The 16,945-nt window shown below is 56.7% G+C and carries 16 protein-coding genes; 9 read left to right on the top strand and 7 right to left on the bottom strand.

Annotated elements, in window-relative coordinates:
- Nucleotides 1-66: 66 nt before the first annotated feature.
- Genes thiC through ABJI08_RS04185 form a run of 7 tightly spaced genes read left to right on the top strand, consistent with a single transcriptional unit; the run spans nt 67 to nt 6,057 of the window.
- Nucleotides 67-1,878, top strand: coding sequence for a phosphomethylpyrimidine synthase ThiC (gene thiC, locus ABJI08_RS04215; RefSeq protein ID WP_348400579.1), 1,812 nt, complete (start codon nt 67-69; stop codon nt 1,876-1,878).
- Nucleotides 1,875-2,843, top strand: coding sequence for an FAD-dependent oxidoreductase (locus tag ABJI08_RS04210; RefSeq protein WP_348400578.1), 969 nt, complete (start codon nt 1,875-1,877; stop codon nt 2,841-2,843). Before thiC ends, ABJI08_RS04210 begins: the two co-directional genes overlap by 4 nt.
- Nucleotides 2,812-3,009, top strand: coding sequence for a sulfur carrier protein ThiS (thiS, locus tag ABJI08_RS04205; protein WP_348400577.1), 198 nt, complete (start codon nt 2,812-2,814; stop codon nt 3,007-3,009). Before ABJI08_RS04210 ends, thiS begins: the two co-directional genes overlap by 32 nt.
- A gap of 3 nt (nt 3,010-3,012) precedes the next feature.
- On the top strand, nt 3,013-3,780 hold the full coding sequence (locus ABJI08_RS04200) for a thiazole synthase (RefSeq protein WP_348400576.1): 768 nt from the start codon (nt 3,013-3,015) through the stop codon (nt 3,778-3,780).
- Nucleotides 3,780-4,373, top strand: a complete 594-nt coding sequence (locus tag ABJI08_RS04195) for a thiamine phosphate synthase (RefSeq protein WP_348400622.1) — start codon at nt 3,780-3,782, stop codon at nt 4,371-4,373. The genes ABJI08_RS04200 and ABJI08_RS04195 overlap by 1 nt, the downstream gene beginning before the upstream one ends.
- The gene (locus tag ABJI08_RS04190) at nt 4,370-5,344 is read left to right on the top strand and encodes a HesA/MoeB/ThiF family protein (protein ID WP_348400575.1); all 975 of its coding nucleotides are present in this window, start codon (nt 4,370-4,372) and stop codon (nt 5,342-5,344) included. The genes ABJI08_RS04195 and ABJI08_RS04190 overlap by 4 nt, the downstream gene beginning before the upstream one ends.
- Nucleotides 5,341-6,057 carry a hydroxymethylpyrimidine/phosphomethylpyrimidine kinase gene (locus tag ABJI08_RS04185; RefSeq protein WP_348400574.1) on the top strand — a complete coding sequence of 239 codons (717 nt, stop codon included), beginning with the start codon at nt 5,341-5,343 and terminating at the stop codon, nt 6,055-6,057. Before ABJI08_RS04190 ends, ABJI08_RS04185 begins: the two co-directional genes overlap by 4 nt.
- Before the next feature lie 88 nt (nt 6,058-6,145).
- Here the strand turns inward: ABJI08_RS04185 and katG are convergent, their stop codons facing one another.
- Entirely contained in the window at nt 6,146-8,359 is a 2,214-nt protein-coding gene (gene katG, locus ABJI08_RS04180; RefSeq protein WP_348400573.1) for a catalase/peroxidase HPI, read from the bottom strand.
- Nucleotides 8,360-8,534: 175 nt separating this feature from the next.
- Here katG and ABJI08_RS04175 point away from each other — a divergent pair, with 175 nt between their 5' ends.
- A complete protein-coding gene (locus ABJI08_RS04175; protein WP_348400572.1) occupies nt 8,535-9,434 on the top strand; it encodes a LysR substrate-binding domain-containing protein in 900 nt (299 codons plus the stop codon).
- On the opposite strand, the gene eda is transcribed toward ABJI08_RS04175, so the two are convergent.
- Genes eda through gap form a run of 4 tightly spaced genes read right to left on the bottom strand, consistent with a single transcriptional unit; the run spans nt 9,423 to nt 14,419 of the window.
- Complete coding sequence (eda, locus tag ABJI08_RS04170) at nt 9,423-10,070, bottom strand: bifunctional 4-hydroxy-2-oxoglutarate aldolase/2-dehydro-3-deoxy-phosphogluconate aldolase (protein ID WP_348400571.1); 648 nt, start codon at nt 10,068-10,070, stop codon at nt 9,423-9,425. The two genes, ABJI08_RS04175 and eda, sit on opposite strands and share 12 nt — an antisense overlap.
- Before the next feature lie 4 nt (nt 10,071-10,074).
- On the bottom strand, nt 10,075-11,883 hold the full coding sequence (gene edd / locus ABJI08_RS04165) for a phosphogluconate dehydratase (protein ID WP_348400570.1): 1,809 nt from the start codon (nt 11,881-11,883) through the stop codon (nt 10,075-10,077).
- Nucleotides 11,884-11,924: 41 nt separating this feature from the next.
- Nucleotides 11,925-13,376 carry a glucose-6-phosphate dehydrogenase gene (zwf, locus tag ABJI08_RS04160; RefSeq protein WP_348400569.1) on the bottom strand — a complete coding sequence of 484 codons (1,452 nt, stop codon included), beginning with the start codon at nt 13,374-13,376 and terminating at the stop codon, nt 11,925-11,927.
- A 32-nt stretch (nt 13,377-13,408) separates the two neighbouring features.
- Complete coding sequence (gene gap, locus ABJI08_RS04155) at nt 13,409-14,419, bottom strand: type I glyceraldehyde-3-phosphate dehydrogenase (protein WP_348400568.1); 1,011 nt, start codon at nt 14,417-14,419, stop codon at nt 13,409-13,411.
- A gap of 160 nt (nt 14,420-14,579) precedes the next feature.
- Between gap and ABJI08_RS04150 the strand changes: the two genes are divergently transcribed.
- Nucleotides 14,580-15,581: a LacI family DNA-binding transcriptional regulator gene (locus tag ABJI08_RS04150; RefSeq protein WP_348400567.1), complete on the top strand. Its 1,002-nt coding sequence runs from the start codon at nt 14,580-14,582 to the stop codon at nt 15,579-15,581.
- On the opposite strand, the gene ABJI08_RS04145 is transcribed toward ABJI08_RS04150, so the two are convergent.
- Nucleotides 15,578-16,300 (bottom strand): CbiX/SirB N-terminal domain-containing protein, encoded by a 723-nt coding sequence (locus ABJI08_RS04145; protein ID WP_348400566.1) that lies wholly within the window; start codon nt 16,298-16,300, stop codon nt 15,578-15,580. The two genes, ABJI08_RS04150 and ABJI08_RS04145, sit on opposite strands and share 4 nt — an antisense overlap.
- A complete protein-coding gene (locus tag ABJI08_RS04140) occupies nt 16,297-16,863 on the bottom strand; it encodes a DUF4202 domain-containing protein (protein ID WP_348400565.1) in 567 nt (188 codons plus the stop codon). The genes ABJI08_RS04145 and ABJI08_RS04140 overlap by 4 nt, the downstream gene beginning before the upstream one ends.
- Nucleotides 16,864-16,945: the final 82 nt, after the last annotated feature.

Raw genomic sequence — 16,945 nt, 5'->3', positions numbered from 1 at the left:
CCGCTGGTTTCCCAAGCCGAAGCTCATCTGGTGTCTTTTTGAGTTACTGCTTGAGGAGCACCAAAAATGAATATCCCCAATCCCAAAATCACTTCGGGCGCATTGCCCGCGTCACGTAAGATATATGTTACGGGCAATCTGTACCCAGACGTTCAGGTCCCAATGCGCGAAATTGCTGTGCATCCAACCGCTGGCGAACCGCCTTTGCCGGTCTATGACAGCTCCGGACCTTACACTGATCCTGATATTGCGACCGATATCCGCGAGGGGCTCGCGTCATTGCGCAAGCCATGGATCATGGCGCGCGGTGATGTTGAAACGTATCAAGGCCGTGACGTCAGACCCGAAGACAACGGGTTTGTTGAGGGTGACAGGCTGACACCAGAGTTCCCGGTACGCCCGCGCCCTTTTAGGGCAAAAGATGGCAAGGCCGTCACGCAGCTGGCCTATGCGCGCGCGGGTGTGATCACCCCCGAGATGGAGTTCATCGCCATTCGCGAAAACCAATTGCGCGAGCCGGCCCCGTGTCATCGTGACGGCAATGATTGGGGCGCAAATATCCCTGACTATGTCACCCCGGATTTTGTACGCGACGAAGTGGCGGCGGGACGCGCGATTATCCCTTCCAATATCAACCACCCCGAATCCGAGCCAATGATCATTGGTCGCAATTTTCTGGTGAAGATAAACGCCAATATGGGAACCTCGGCCGTGACGTCGTCAATGGAGGAGGAAGTCGACAAATTGGTGTGGTCCATTCGCTGGGGGGCTGACACGGTGATGGACTTGTCGACCGGGCGTAACATTCACAACACCCGCGAATGGATCATCCGCAACAGCCCGGTTCCGATTGGGACCGTGCCAATGTATCAGGCCTTGGAAAAGGTAAACGGCATTGCCGAAGACCTGACTTGGGACGTCTTTCGCGATACGTTGATTGAGCAGGCTGAACAGGGCGTCGATTACTTTACCATTCATGCCGGTGTGCGTTTGCATATGGTGCCTATGACCGTGAACCGCGTGACCGGAATTGTCAGCCGGGGTGGCTCGATCATGGCCAAGTGGTGCCTGCATCACCACAAGGAAAGCTTTCTTTACGAGCACTTCGAGGAAATCTGCGATATCTGTCGTGCCTATGACGTGGCCTTTTCGTTGGGCGACGGCCTGCGTCCTGGATCAATTGCCGATGCCAATGACGAAGCCCAGTTCGCCGAGTTGGAAACCCTTGGGGAACTGACCAAGATCGCGTGGGCTAAGGATTGTCAGGTGATGATCGAAGGCCCGGGCCACGTCGCCATGCACAAGATCAAAGAGAACATGGACAAGCAGTTAGCGTGCTGTGATGAGGCACCGTTTTATACACTTGGGCCACTCACAACGGATATTGCGCCGGGATATGACCACATCACCAGCGGCATCGGGGCTGCGATGATTGGTTGGTTCGGGTGCGCGATGCTGTGCTATGTGACGCCCAAGGAACATCTGGGATTGCCTGATCGGGACGACGTCAAAACCGGGGTTATCACATACAAAATTGCCGCCCATGCCGCCGATCTGGCCAAAGGCCTGCCCGGAGCGCAACGGCGCGACGATGCGTTGTCGCGAGCCCGTTTCGAGTTCCGCTGGGAGGATCAGTTCAACTTGTCGCTGGACCCGGACACGGCGCGGGAGTTTCACGATCAGACCTTGCCAAAACAGGCTCATAAGGTGGCGCATTTCTGTTCCATGTGCGGGCCCAAGTTCTGTTCGATGCGGATCAGTCACGATATCCGCGCGGAAGCTCAGAAAGAGGGTATGGAGGCAATGGCGGAGAAGTTTCGTTCGGCTGGCGATCTTTATGTGCCTGTTGAGCAGAGCGCGTTGGAGCCGGGCGAGTGATCACCATTGCCGGGGCAGGCGTGGCAGGTCTGGCCTGTGCATGGGAGCTGGCGTCTCGCGGTGCGCAAGTGACTGTGTTCGAGGCGATGGAATCGCCCACTGAAAATCCATGTTCCTGGTTTGCCGGAGGTATGCTGGCACCGTGGTGTGAAGGTGAAACCGCCGACGCCGAAGTGGTCAGGCTGGGTGCCGGTGCGATTGGCTGGTGGGAGCAGATCACACCAGTGGAAAGACGTGGAACGCTGGTTGTGACACCGCCCAGAGATCACACCGAGCTGGCCCGGTTCGCGCGCCGGACCCAAGGGCACAAGTTGATTGACGCAGCCGGGGTGGCACGGTTGGAACCCGAAATGGAGGGGCGCTTTAATCAAGCGCTTTTCTTTGAGGACGAGGCGCATCTGGACCCACGTCGCGCCTTATTGGATCTGACGGCAGCAGTTCAGGCGCTGGGCGTTGAAATCCGCTATGAAACGCCCGCACCGGAACAAGTTGATGTCGATTGCCGAGGGGCGGCCTCAAACCTACCTGATTTGCGGTTTGTGCGCGGTGAAATGGCGATCATCGAGGCGAAGGACGTGATTTTGACTCGAACCATAAGGCTGTTGCATCCGCGTATCCCGCTATATCTCGTGCCGCGCGGTCAGGGGGGTTATATGATTGGCGCGACGATGATCGAAAGCAATTCGACACGGCCGATCACAGTGCGTTCGATGCTCGAAATTCTGGGTGCGGCCTTCGCCCTGCATCCGGGCTTGGGCGAAGCCAGTCTGGTTGAAACCGGAGTCGGGTTGCGCCCTGCCTTTGCGGATAACATCCCTCGCCTGCGCCAACAGGGCGCCACCACCCACATCAATGGGCTCTACCGCCACGGATTCCTGTTGGCCCCCGCGTTGGCGGGCCAATTGGCACAACAGTTTTTTCAGGAACATACACATGAAGATTATCGTGAACGCCGTCCCGCATGAAGTGACCAGCAGGATTATGTCAGTAGCATTAAGCGAACTGGGTTTCACTTCGAACGCCATGGCAACCGCGTTGAACGGGCGTTTCATTCCCAATATGGCGCGCGAAACGACAGCCCTGACCGAAGGCGACAAGTTGGAAATCTTGGCCCCGATGCAAGGGGGATGAATAATGCAGCTTTATGATACGGAAATTTCGTCGCGCTTGATGTTGGGTACGGCGCAGTATCCATCACCTGCAGTGTTGCTTGACGCGATCAGAGAAAGTGGTGCGGAGATCATAACCGTCTCGTTGCGCCGCGAAACGGCAGATGGATCGGGGGCAGGATTTTTTGATCTGCTCCGGCAATCCAATTGCCGCATCCTGCCCAATACAGCGGGATGTCATTCAGTCCAAGAGGCCGTGACAACGGCGCATATGGCGCGCGAGGTTTTCAACACCGACTGGATCAAGCTTGAGGTGATCGGACATTCCGACACCTTGCAACCTGACGTCTTCGCCTTGGTCGAAGCGGCGCGCATTCTGTCTGATGATGGCTTCAAGGTGTTCCCGTATACCACCGATGATCTGGTGGTTGGCGAAAGGCTGATAGAGGCAGGCTGTCAGGTTTTGATGCCATGGGGTGCGCCGATTGGGTCAGGTCAGGGATTGCGAAATCCCGGCGCCTTGCGGGCAATGCGGGCGCATTTTTCAGATGTTCCACTGATCGTGGATGCCGGGATCGGACGACCTTCGGATGCTACGCTGGCGATGGAGTTGGGCATGGATGCGGTCTTGTTGAACACGGCGGTCGCCAAAGCAGGTAACCCGAAAGAAATGGCACGGGCCATGGCGCGGGCGATTGAGGCCGGGCGCGCCGGATACAACGCCGACCCAATGGACCGGCGCGATATGGCCGTTCCATCGACACCAATCCTTGGCTTGGCGGAGCTGGCATGATGGAGCGATTTTATCTGATTGTCGGTCATGTTGGACGGCTCGAACTGCTTGTTCCGCATGGTGTTCGGCTCGTCCAGTTGCGGATCAAAGATCAGCCTATGACCGAGGTGCGCCGCCAGATTGCGCGGGCCCGCGATTTCTGTGCTGTGCATCGGGCCCAACTTGTCGTCAACGACTACTGGCAGGCCGCGATTGAGCTGGGCTGTGGGTTTGTCCATCTTGGGCAAGAGGATATGGCGCAGGCGGACTTTGCGGCACTCAGACGGGCGGGCATCCGGTTTGGTCTGTCTACCCATGACGAAGCCGAGCTTGACCGCGCGCTGTCGCATGACCCTGCTTATGTCGCCCTTGGGCCGGTCTATCCGACGCTTCTGAAAAAGATGAGTTGGGCGCCTCAGGGGCTGGACCGGGTGAGCCGATGGAAGAAAATGGCGGGTCAAACGCCACTTGTGGCCATTGGTGGCCTCACGCCTGATCGTTTGCCCGGTGTCTTTGCCGCCGGAGCTGACAGCGCTGCAGTTGTCACGGACATTCAGCAAGCCGACGACCCCGAAGCGCAAACCCGCATGTGGATCCGGGCGTGTGCGACATGAACCGATATGCACGCCAGATGATCCTGCCCGAAGTGGGCACCGAGGGCCAAGCGCGTTTGGCGCGCGCGCATGTTCTGGTCGTCGGGGCGGGCGGGTTGGGAAGCCCTGTTCTGCAATATCTGGCGGGGGCCGGCGTTGGGGTTGTGACCCTCATCGACCCTGATCATGTTGAAGAAAGCAACCTGCACCGTCAGCCTCTGTATCGCATGTCCGATTTGGGACAGGCCAAGGTTCATGCTGCGCGTGCGCATCTGCTGGCCTCCAACCCGGAGGTTAGAATTGAGGCCCATCATCTGTCTTTGCATCCCGGAAATGCGTCAACATTCGTGGCGCAGGCAGATGTTGTCATTGACGCTGCAGACAGTTTTGCCGTGTCCTACATTCTGTCCGACACGTGTCAGGCGCACCGGAAACCATTGATCGCAGCCAGCGCTCTGGGTCAGACAGGATATGCAGGCGGATTTTGTGGCCCGGTTGGCGCGCCATCGCTGCGCGCGGTGTTCCCTGACTTGCCAGACAGGGGCGAAACATGTGCCAGCGCGGGTGTTCTGGGGCCGGTCGTCGGCATGATCGGGGCGCTGCAGGCGCAGATGGCGTTGCAGGTTGTGTTACAGCATGACCCGTCGCCACTGGGTCAGATGATAACACTGGATTTGCAACATCTTCGGTTTGGCGGATTTGCCTTTCTTGGGGCACCGGAACCACCAAATGCAATCTCCTTTCTGGAAAAAGCGGACCTGTCGACAGAGGATCACGTGATAGAATTGCGCGATACCAGCGAAGCACCGAACCCTGTTGTCCCGTATGCCAAACGGCTGACAAGGCGAGAGGCACGTGACGTGACGATTGAGTCTGACAAACGTGTCGTTTTGTGTTGCTCAACCGGATTGCGTGCATGGCGGGCCGCAACGGAATTGCGGTCAAAAGGGCACGAAACCCTTGCCATTCTCGCCGCGAGCGCCTGCGCATGAAGCGTGTATTGCTGATCGGTGGCACAGACAGCAGCGGCGGTGCCGGGCTGACCCGTGATTGCGCTGTTGCGCATGATCTGGCGTGTTTTGCCAAACCAGTCGTGACCTGTGTCACTGCCCAGACGAACTCGGCCGTGTCTGCCATCCATGAAATGCCCGCGTCCGTGATTGGCTCGCAGATTATGGCAGCTTTTGAAGATACCCCACCGGATGCCGTCAAAATTGGAATGACCGGTAGCCAATCTGCCACAAATGCCATCGCCGATGCGCTGACCAACAGGCGTGTTCCGGTCGTTTTGGATCCGGTTTTGCGTGCCTCCTCGGGAGGTACTCTGGGCGACAGCGCAGCATTAAAATGCCTGTTTACCATCGCAGATATTGTAACGCCCAACCTCGACGAAGCGGCCATATTGAGCAACCGTCCCATTGCCGATTGCGAGCATGACCTGGCACTTCAGGCACAAGAACTGTGTGCCCAAGGCGCGCGCGTCGTTTTGATAAAGGGTGGGCACGGCCAGGGGGATATGTGTTGCGATCATCTTTTCGACACTGTGGGCGCGTGCAGGTTTTGCCTGCCCCGGCTCAGGCAAAACAAGCGCGGAACCGGGTGTTCGCTGGCAACAGCCGTGGCGTGTCATATGGCCAATGGCCAGGACACGCGCGAGGCATGTCGCAATGCCAAAGACTATCTCCACCGCTGGATCGCAGAATAAAGCTTTACCCAGCGCAAAAGAAAAAGTCTGACGCGATCAGGGAGCGCGTCAGACCAGTGGTTAAGACCCAATTGCGGTCCGTCGTGCCTTACAAATCGAACCGATCCGCGTTCATGACTTTGTTCCAGGCCGCAACAAAATCAGAAACCAGCCTGGCTTCGCCGTCAGAAGCCCCATAAACTTCGGCCAGGGCACGCAGTTGCGAATTTGAACCGATGGCAAGGTCTACGCGAGTTGCTGTCCAACGCTGTGCGCCGGATTGGCGATCCTGGCCATTATAGACGCCCGGAGTATCCGCCGCAGGTGCCCATTTGGTGCCCATGTCGAGCAAGTTGACAAAGAAGTCATTGCTCAGCGCACCGGGGCGATTTGTCAGTACACCATGCGAGGTTTGCCCATGATTGGCACCTATTGTCCGCATGCCGCCGATCAGCGCGGTCATTTCCGGCGCGGTCAATGTCAGCAACTGTGCACGATCCAACAGCAGTTCTTCCGGCGAAACAGCATACTCTGCCTTCTGAAAATTGCGGAAACCATCGGCAGGTGGCTCCAGAACATCAAACGAGTCAGCGTCAGTCTGTTCCTCTGAGGCATCGGTGCGCCCCGGTGCAAACGGAACCGAGACATCATGACCACCGGCTTTGGCCGCCTGTTCCACACCAGAGTTCCCGGCCAGAACAATCAGGTCTGCCAGTGACACCCGCTTGTTGCCCGATTGCGCGGCATTAAAGGTCTCTTGGATGTCCGTTAAGACGCCCAGCACGCGCGCCAGCTGAGTCGGTTCGTTGGCTTGCCAGTCCTTTTGTGGTGTCAGCCGGATACGCGCGCCATTCGCGCCACCGCGTTTGTCTGATCCACGGAATGTTGATGCAGAGCACCAGGCCGTGGACACCAATTCGCCGACAGACAAGTCAGATGCCGCAATCTGAGCCTTTAGGGCTGTTTGATCCGCAGCGTCGATCAGATCGTGATCTACAGCCGGTACATTGTCCTGCCAAATCAGTTCTTCGGCTGGAACTTCTGGCCCAATATACAAAGAGCGCGGGCCCATATCGCGATGGGTCAGTTTGAACCATGCTCGTGCAAACGCGTCGGCAAATGCGTCGGGGTTATCGTGGAAATTGCGCGAAAATGGCTCCAGTTCCGGATGCATGCGTAGTGACATGTCCGCCGTGGTCATCATAGGCGCGTGCATTTTGTCCGGATCATGTGCGTCGACAACCATGTGTTCGGGGGCGACGTCTTTGGCAACCCATTGTTGTGCGCCTGCCGGGCTTTTGGTCAGTTCCCATTCATAGCCAAACAGAACGTCAAAATAGCCGTTGTCCCACTGGGTCGGGTTGGGTTTCCAGGCGCCTTCGATACCGGATGTAGTTGTGTCACCTGCCTTGCCGCTACCATGTGCGTTGATCCAGCCAAGCCCCATATGTTCGATCGCGGCGGCTTCGGGTTCTGCGCCTACAAGATCGGGATTCCCTGCGCCGTGCGCCTTGCCAAATGTGTGCCCGCCAGCGACCAGGGCGACGGTTTCTTCGGGGGTCATTGCCATGCGCCCAAACGTGTCGATCACATCATTGCCAGACAGAACCGGGTCTGGATTTGCATCTGGGCCTTCGGGGTTCACATAGATCAGACCCATCTGAACAGCTGCCAGCGGGTTGTCCAGATCGCGGTCACCGGAATAGCGGCTGTTGGCCTGATCACTTGTGGCCAGCCATTCGGTTTCCGCACCCCAATAGATATCTTCTTCTGGCTCCCAAATATCGGCGCGTCCGCCTGCAAATCCAAACGTTTTTCCGCCCATCGATTCGATGGCGCAATTGCCTGCCAAAATCATCAGGTCAGCCCAGGAAATCTGATTTCCGTATTTCTGTTTGATGGGCCACAGCAGGCGGCGGGCTTTGTCCAGATTGCCGTTATCGGGCCAGCTGTTGAGCGGTGCAAACCGCTGATTGCCTGTTGAGCCTCCACCCCGGCCATCGCTGCTGCGATAGGTGCCGGCCGAATGCCACGCCATACGAATAAACAAGCCGCCGTAATGGCCATAGTCGGCGGGCCACCAGTCCTGCGAGTCTGTCATCAAAGCATAGAGGTCTTGTTTCAGCGCATCGTAATCCAACGATTTGAACGCCTCGGCATAATCAAACCCACCGTTCATGGGATCAGACAGGTTTGAGTGTTGGTGCAGTATCTTCAAGTTCAGCTGATTGGGCCACCAGTCGCTGTTTGAATTGACCCCAAGCGTCGCCTGACCGTGCATGACAGGGCACTTGCCCGATTGTCCGACATCATTTCCGTCCATGAAAACCTCCAGTTGTTCTGTTTGCACATCGTGGCGTTCTTGCGTTTCAAGTCCGGCGCGATGCGTGCCTTTTATTGCGTTGAGTCGGATGCGCGAGCATCCGTCCAATTGAGCCTAACAAGAGATTGGAATTATTCTAAGTTGCATTTTTTGATGAGATCGATAGTTTTTTCTTATGATAAATATTACCCTTCGTCAGCTCAGGTATTTCAAGGCGCTTGCCCAGCATGGCCATTTTGGCCGCGCCGCAGATGCGTGTTCGATTTCGCAACCTGCATTGTCAGTTCAGATCAAAGAGTTGGAAGATACGCTTGGCGTAAAGCTGTTTGAGAGAGCCGCAAGAAAAGTGCGCTTAACCGATTTCGGAGAACAGGTATTGGGCCGCGCTCAGGACATATTGCGGTCGGTAGAAGACCTGGGCGATATGGCGCGCGCGTCGGGAGACAGCTTCGCTGGCCGGTTGCGGCTGGGGGTGATACCCACGATTGCGCCGTATTTGCTACCCGCTATCGTCGGAAACCTGACCCGACAGTTTCCCGATCTGGATGTGCATGTGCGCGAGACGCTGACATCTAACTTGCTGCGCGAAATGAACGAAGGCCGACTGGACGCGGCGATACTCGCGTTGCCAATCACAGATCCGAACCTCAGCGAGGTTGAGCTGTTTAAGGAGGATTTTGTGCTTATCCGACCCGGGACCGATGCCGGTTCCCCGGTGCCGACAGGCGAAGCGTTGCGGAAAATGCGGCTGTTATTGCTGGAGGAAGGGCATTGTTTTCGCGATCAGGCGCTGTCGTTTTGCAATGCGGGGTCGTCCGTTCCTGCCGACGGTTTGGATGGCAGCAGCCTGTCGACGCTTGTTCAGATGGTTGGCGCAGGCATTGGGGTCACGTTGATTCCGGAAATGGCGGTGCCCATCGAAACCCGGTCCGCGCCGGTTTCTGTGGCGCGCTTTCAGTCGGCCGGGCCGGGGCGCTCGATCGGTATGATCTGGCGCAAAACGAACCCTTTGGTAGATCAATTAGAGCGGATTGCCGAAGTGGTCCGGCAATCCGCGAAACCATCAGCGACCTAGCTGGGCCGCGTCGCGTGCAAGGGCTTCGATCTCATCCCATGCGCCTTTGTTCACCAAGTCCTTGGGCGCAACCCAGCTGCCACCAGCACAAATCACGTTGGCAAGGCTCAGATAATCGTTGGCGTTTTTCGGGCTGACGCCTCCGGTGGGGCAAAACGAAATCTGGGGCAGGGGGCTGGCCAGTGATCCGATGAATTTTGCGCCGCCTGCCGCTTCGGCAGGGAAGAACTTCAGCATTTCGTAGCCACGTTCCAGCAAGCGCATGGCTTCGCTAGCCGAGGCCGCGCCGGGTAGCAATGGCAGGCCTTCGGCTTCGCAGGCGTCCAGCAAAACGTCGGTTGCGCCGGGGGAAACCCCAAATGTAGCACCGGCTGCTTTGGCCGCTTTGACGTCATCAGGTGTCAGCAGCGTACCGGCGCCAACCATGCCGCCTTTGACTTTGGCCATTTCAGCGATCACGTCCAACGCAGCAGGGGTGCGCAACGTGACTTCCAACGCAGGCAGGCCACCCGCAACCAGAGCTTCGGCCAAAGGGCGGGCATGTTCCACGGATTCAACAACCAAGACCGGTACGATTGGCGCGGCAAGGCAAATTTCGCGGGCGCTTCGGCTCGCTTCTGCAGGTGTAATTGGCATGTGTTCAGGTCCCAAATATTGATGCGCCATGTGTGGCAGAACCTACCGCGTTGCGGAAGGCAGAAAACAGTTCGCGACCGGTTCCGGCCTGATAGTCGGTCAGATCGGCCGTGGTGACGGCTCGTTTATCCAGATCTTCGACAAGAATTTCCAGTACCCCGGCTTCGGCATCAACACGCACAAGGTCGCCGTCCTTGATTTTTGCGATGTTGCCGCCGTCAAGCGCTTCGGGGCTGACATGGATGGCTGCCGGAATTTTACCGGATGCGCCTGACATGCGCCCGTCTGTCACCAGAGCAACCTTTTGGCCGCGTCCTTGCAGAATGGCCAGCATTGGCGTCAGGCTGTGCAGTTCGGGCATGCCGTTGGCACGTGGCCCCTGAAAACGAACGACCACGATCACGTCATCGGTCAGTTCGCCAGCCTTAAAGGCGGCTTTGACTTCTTCCTGATCGTGAAACACCCGTGCAGGCGCTGTGACCATGCGATGTTCCGGTGCGACTGCCGATACTTTCATAACGGCGGTCCCCATGTTGCCCGCCATGCGTTTCAAACCACCTGTGGGTTGGAACGCGTCTTTGGCAGGGCGCAGGATTTTGTCATTCAGGCTGACTTCGGTTCCCGGCACCCATGTTAGTTCGTCGTCGATCAGTTTAGGTTCCTGAGTATAGTTGCCCAACCCGTCGCCACCGACAGTTTTTGTGTCTGGATGCAGCAGGCCCGCCGACAACAATTCACCAATCATATACCCCAGACCACCGGCCGCGTGGAAATGGTTCACATCCGCCAATCCGTTTGGATAGACCCGCGCCAACAGAGGGGTCACGTCGGAAAGCTCTGAAAAGTCTTCCCAATCCAGAATGATCCCGCCCGCACGTGCCATAGCCAGCAGGTGAATCAACAGGTTTGTCGACCCGCCCGTCGCGTTCAGCCCGACGATTCCATTCACAAAGGCCTTTTCGTCCAGGATGTCACAGACAGGCGTATAGTTGTTGCCCAACGCGCTGAGCGACATTGCCCGCTTGGCGCCTTCTTTGGTCAACGCCTCGCGAAGTCCGGTATTGGGCGTCACAAAGCTGGCACCGGGTAGATGCAGGCCCATGAATTCCATCAACATCTGGTTGGTGTTGGCGGTGCCGTAAAACGTACATGTGCCCGGGCCGTGATAGGCGGCCATTTCGGCAGCCATCAAAGCGTCGCGTCCAACTTCGCCAGCAGCAAATTTCTGACGCACCTTGGCTTTTTCGTCATTGGCCAGACCGCTGGTCATAGGTCCGGCAGGAAGGAAGACTGCAGGCAAATGCCCAAACGCCTGCGCACCGATGACAAGGCCCGGAACGATCTTGTCGCACACCCCTAGGAACACAGCCGCATCAAATGTGTTGTGGCTCAGGGAAACGCTGGTCGCCAACGCGATAACGTCGCGCGAAAACAGGCTCAGCTCCATACCGGCTTCGCCCTGAGTCACACCATCACACATAGCCGGAACACCCCCGGCAACCTGAGCGGTGCCGCCCATCTGGCGGGCCGCATCCCGGATCAGGGTCGGGTAAGTCTCAAATGGCTGATGCGCAGACAGCATGTCGTTATAGGCTGTGATAATCCCAAGATTACCTGCACTTCCGGTTGCCAGCGCGTCCTGATCTGTCCCGGCTCCTGCAAAGGCATGTGCCTGATTGGAGCAGCTCAGATGGCCACGCGCCGGGCCTTTGCTCTTGGCGACACCCATGCGCGCCATATAGGCGCCGCGCGTGTCTGCGCTACGCTCGACGATGCGGTCAGTGACCCGTAGAATTGTGTCGTGCAGTGCCATTTCCGGCCCCTCATTATAAATTCGATTTCACACCCGGGCCCTCAGGACCCGATTGCGCGCCAACGTCTGCCATCCTTGTGGATAAGCATGAGCGATTCTTCTGGTCCTGACCCACCCGAATCATAGCTCGCTGGTTTTTGGGATGATTCCTGCCAGGCGCCGATAATTGGGTCTGCCCAGGCCCACGCGGCTTCGACTTCGTCTCCGCGCATAAACAAGGTCTGGTTGCCGCGAATGACATCCATAATCAAACGCTCATAGGCGTCTTCGGTATGCATGTCCTCGCCAAGCGCGTTGTCAAATGTCATGTCCATCGACACTTCGGTCAATCGCATGCCGCCGGGGCCGGGTTCTTTGATGGTTGTGCGCAGCTTGATGCCTTCATCAGGCTGCAACCGAATGATCAACGCATTCCCACGCCGTCCTTCCATCTTTGGAAAGATCATGTGCGGCGGGTCACGGAAAACAACCGCGATTTCGGACAAGCGCGCGCGCAGCTTTTTGCCAGTGCGCAGGTAAAACGGCGTTCCGGCCCAACGCCAGTTCGCCACTGCGACCTTCATCGCAAGATAGCTTTCCGTCCGGCTTTCCGGATTGTTGGCGTCTTCCTTGTATCCCTTGGATTCGTTCCAGTCATAATATTGACCGCGAACAATTTCGCTGGGATCGACCGGCTCCAGAGCCTCGATAACCTTAACCTTTTCGTCGCGCACCGCATTGGGTTCGAACCGCGAGGGCGGTTCCATCGCGATCAGGCACAACAGCTGCATCAGGTGGTTTTGCACCATGTCGCGCATCGCGCCGGACTGGTCATAATACTCACCGCGTCCCTCAACCCCAAGGCTTTCGGCCACGGTGATCTGGACGTGATCAATATGGGTCGAATTCCAAAGTGGCTCGAACAGAGAATTGGCAAAGCGCAACGCCATAAGGTTCTGCACAGTCTCTTTGCCAAGGTAGTGATCGATGCGATAAATCTGTTTCTCGTCGAAACACCGCAGCAAATCGGCGTTCAACGCCTGAGCCGAAGCAAGATCATGGCCAAAGGGTTTTTCGACAACAATGCGGCTGTCACTGGTCGCTATACCAGTGTCGCTTAATCGTTGTGCGATAGACCCAAACAGGCTGGGCGAAACAGAAAGGTAAAACGCGCGGATTTTGTTTTCGCGCAGCAAACCTGCCAATTTTTTCCATCCGGTGTCACCGGTTGCATCGACATGCACGTAATCCAGACATTCCAGAAAGGCTTCTACCTGGTCATCGCTGCGATCTTTTTCAGCAATGAATTCCTGTATAGCCTCCCGGATAAGGTCACGAAATTCGTTCGTATCAAATTTCGAGCGGGCGGCGCCGATGATTTTAGAATCGTCAGGCATCTGCCCGACACGAAACCGGTGGAACAGACCCGGCAGAATTTTCCGCCGGGCAAGGTCGCCCGTGGCTCCAAAGATGACCAAATCAAATGGATCGACTGGAATGACACGCGCGACCATGGCTATATCCTTTTAGCTAGTCAGAAGAGGATTTATGCCTGACGCAGCAGCTCACCCATACGGCGGCCGTTGTCCAGCATCCGGTTAGAGAAGCCCCACTCATTGTCATACCAGCTGACAACACGGATCAGACCACCACCGGTCACAGATGTTTGCGCAGAGGCAAAAACTGACGAATGCGGATCGTGGTTGAAATCAACCGAAACCAACGGGCCTTCTTCATATCCAAGAACACCGGCCAGACGACCTTCTGCGGCAGCTTTGATTGCGGCGTTGACGCCGTCTTTGGTTGCTGGCTTGTCAGAGACAAACGTCAGATCAACCATCGACACGTTAGGTGTTGGAACCCGTACGGCAGAACCTTCCAGTTTGCCTTCCAGCTGTGGCAGCACCAACGAAATAGCGCGTGCAGCACCGGTGGACGTCGGGATCATCGACAGCGCAGCGGCGCGGGCGCGATACAGGTCCTTGTGGTTGGTGTCATGGCTGGGCTGATCGCCGGTATAGGCGTGGATTGTGGTCATGTATCCGGTTTTGATACCGAACTCATTGTCCAGAACCTGTGCAACAGGCGCAAGGCAGTTGGTGGTGCAGGACGCATTTGAGACAATAACGTCGTCTGCTGTCAGGTCCTGGTCGTTGACGCCAAACACAACTGTGCGGTCAACATCTGACCCTGGCGCTGATATCAATACGCGGCGCGATCCGTTCTTAAGGTGACGACCGGCAGTTTCACGGCTGGTGAACAAACCTGTGCATTCATACGCAATGTCGACATCCGACCAGGGCAGTTCTTCGGGGTTGCGAATGGCTGTCAGGCGGATCGTCTGACCATTGACGCTCATGGTGTCGCCGTCCAGATCAACCTTGGCATTCAGGCGACCATGTACGCTGTCATACTTCAAAAGGTGTGCGAGGTTTTCGGGCGGGGCAAGGTCATTGATTGCTACGACTTCGATGTCTGTGGCGCCGCTTTCGATCAATGCGCGCAATACACCGCGTCCGATACGTCCAAATCCGTTGATAGCGATTTTAGTGGTCATCTTTGAAACTCCTTGATATTAGTCGCACCGGGGTCAGTGATGGCGCTACCGTTAGCGCTATCGGTAGTCGCTTTTTGCGCAGAAATCAACCCAAAATAACACCAACATGATACACGCTTTACAGCTTGCGGTTCCTTAAAATGTATCAGACGATCCGGGCATGGGAAAAAAGCTACTTCTGAAAGACATCGCGCAACTGGCTGGGGTCAGCGAAATGACCGCATCGCGCGCTATTCGAGGCGCGCCGGATGTGTCCGTTGCCACAAAGCGCAAGGTCGAAGAGATTGCCCGTCAGGTTGGATATGTCCCAAATCGCATTGCAGGCGCGCTTGCGTCGAAAAAAGTAAATCTGGTCGGCGTTGTTGTCCCAAGCCTGAGCAGTTCTGTTTTCCCTGAGGTTTTGTCTGGTATCTCGGCTGCCTTGGCCCCGTCACCGTTGAAACCTGTGATCGGGGTCACGGGTTATGACCTGCACGAAGAAGAAGAAGTCATTCGCGAAATGCTCAGCTGGCGACCGTCCGGCTTGGTTGTTGCCGGGTTGGAACATACGGATTCCGCCCTTCGCATGCTTGCGAATTCTGATTGTCCTGTTGTCGAGATCATGGACACAGACGGAGATCCCGTCGCGCATTGCGTCGGCATTTCTCATCTGCAAGCCGGGCGAGAAATGGCGTTACTGTTGTTGGAACGGGGATATCGCAGGATTGGATTTGTTGGCACAAAAATGCCGCAGGATTTTCGAGCCGAAAAGCGGCGGCGCGGGTTCATCGACGCGTTGACTGAACAAGGCATAACCCTGCACGATCAGGAACTTTATGCGGGTGCTTCGTCGATTGAAAATGGGCGGTTTCTGACCGACCAGATGTTGGCGCGCTCGCCCGATCTTGAATGCATCTATTATTCCAGTGACGTGATGTCGGTTGGCGCATATATGCATTGTCTGGCAACCGGATTGCGCATCCCGCAGGACCTTGCGATTGCTGGTTTCAACAACCTTGATCTGCTTCAGGGATTGCCGATGAAACTGGCGACAACAGACGCGCATCGATTTGAAATCGGACAGCGTGCCGCCGGAATTATCCTTTCAGGTGAAACCGGTGAAATTGCAGCGCGGCAAATGATCAAGTTGGATTCCGCTCTTTCGGCTGGTCAGTCTCTCTAAGCAATGTTAGCCCTACCACAGGCGCGGCTTAGTGCGTTTGCAATAAGGTTCGGGATCTCATCGGTTTCGCCCAGTGGCTGCAAAAGCTCACCGGAAAAGTTTGCCTTTTCAAGCGCCTGTGGAATGTCTTCACGACAATGATCGCCTTCAAGAGCAAAAAACGGCAAGCATAAAGTTTGTGATCCAAGCCCGGTTGCGGCGTCATTTACAAATGGTGGTTCCTCGATAAAACCCAATGTAATCGACATGCCCGAAAGCAGCGGGGACAGGCGATCTGCAAAGGATCGGGCAGCCTTTGCGGCGCGGGTGCCACGACCAGAGCCATGCGCGGCGAGCAACAGGTTGGACTGGGCTGCACGCCAGCCAAGCGCGACGAGTTTCTCTTTGATCAGGCGCGCCGCCAGTTCGGGAAGAGCATCATCAAACCCCAGAGGGGGCAGGGTGGTCAGCGGCGTTTCTCCCAACCTGTCCGGCAGTACCCGCGACACAAACCACCCGTCCGACATGAACATCGGATAGATCAGCCCGTTGTCGGGCATTTCAGCCACTTCAGCTTCCAGACGTCCTGCAGCTGCGATGGTGGCAGAGCGGATGCGCCACCCAGGCAAAGCCGCTGCGACACGTTCAGCCAGGGCGGCCAGATGCCGCTCTGGCGGTTCGGGGTCTGAGGGTTGCCCGTGCGCAACGATCAGAGCTTGCCGTAGCGGCGTTTGGGTCACGCCACAGACTCGACAGCCGCGCGTAAATCGTCGGGCAGGTCAAATTCACTTAATGCCCGTTGGCGTGCGTCTGCAGACATTTTTCTGGCAGTTTTGTGAACAATATCAACAACTTTTTCGGGTGTGTGTTTCGCTGCAAACGGGGCGAAATACCATTTCAGAAACACAAAACAGATAACATCTTCCAATGCCTGAACCAAATCATTGCGCTTGATACCTTCTTTGCGCAGCATCTGCCCGACCTGTGCGATGTCGTCAGAGCCATAGCCGTTCCGCGCCATGATCTCACCCACACGGGTTGCGTGATGGCCTGCCAGATCGCGCCGCCATTTCAGATAACCAGCGCGCCCTTCGGGGTAATCTGCGCGTTTGAGTGTCCAGCGTTCAATGTGCTGGCCTCGGGCCGCAATCTGTAATGCGTCCTCAGCATCCGGAAACAGGCGGGCGACTTCTTCGCTCATGCGTGACCCATAAAGTAAGGCTTCCGGCTGTCCTTCGTCCTGTCTGGGGTCCAGCGCATTGGCGGCGTCGATGGCGGTCAGGACGGCAGTGATGTTGGACATGAAATCTGGCTCCGATGGCTATTTTTCCGTGGAGCAACCTATGCGCGCCATGGACGGGGGGCAACCCGGTTGCCGGTGTCAT

This window comes from Shimia sp., from assembly GCF_039969785.1.
Lineage (GTDB): Bacteria > Pseudomonadota > Alphaproteobacteria > Rhodobacterales > Rhodobacteraceae > Shimia.
Note: the sequence above shows the minus strand (reverse complement) of the source record. Positions and strands in the feature narration are given on the sequence as shown.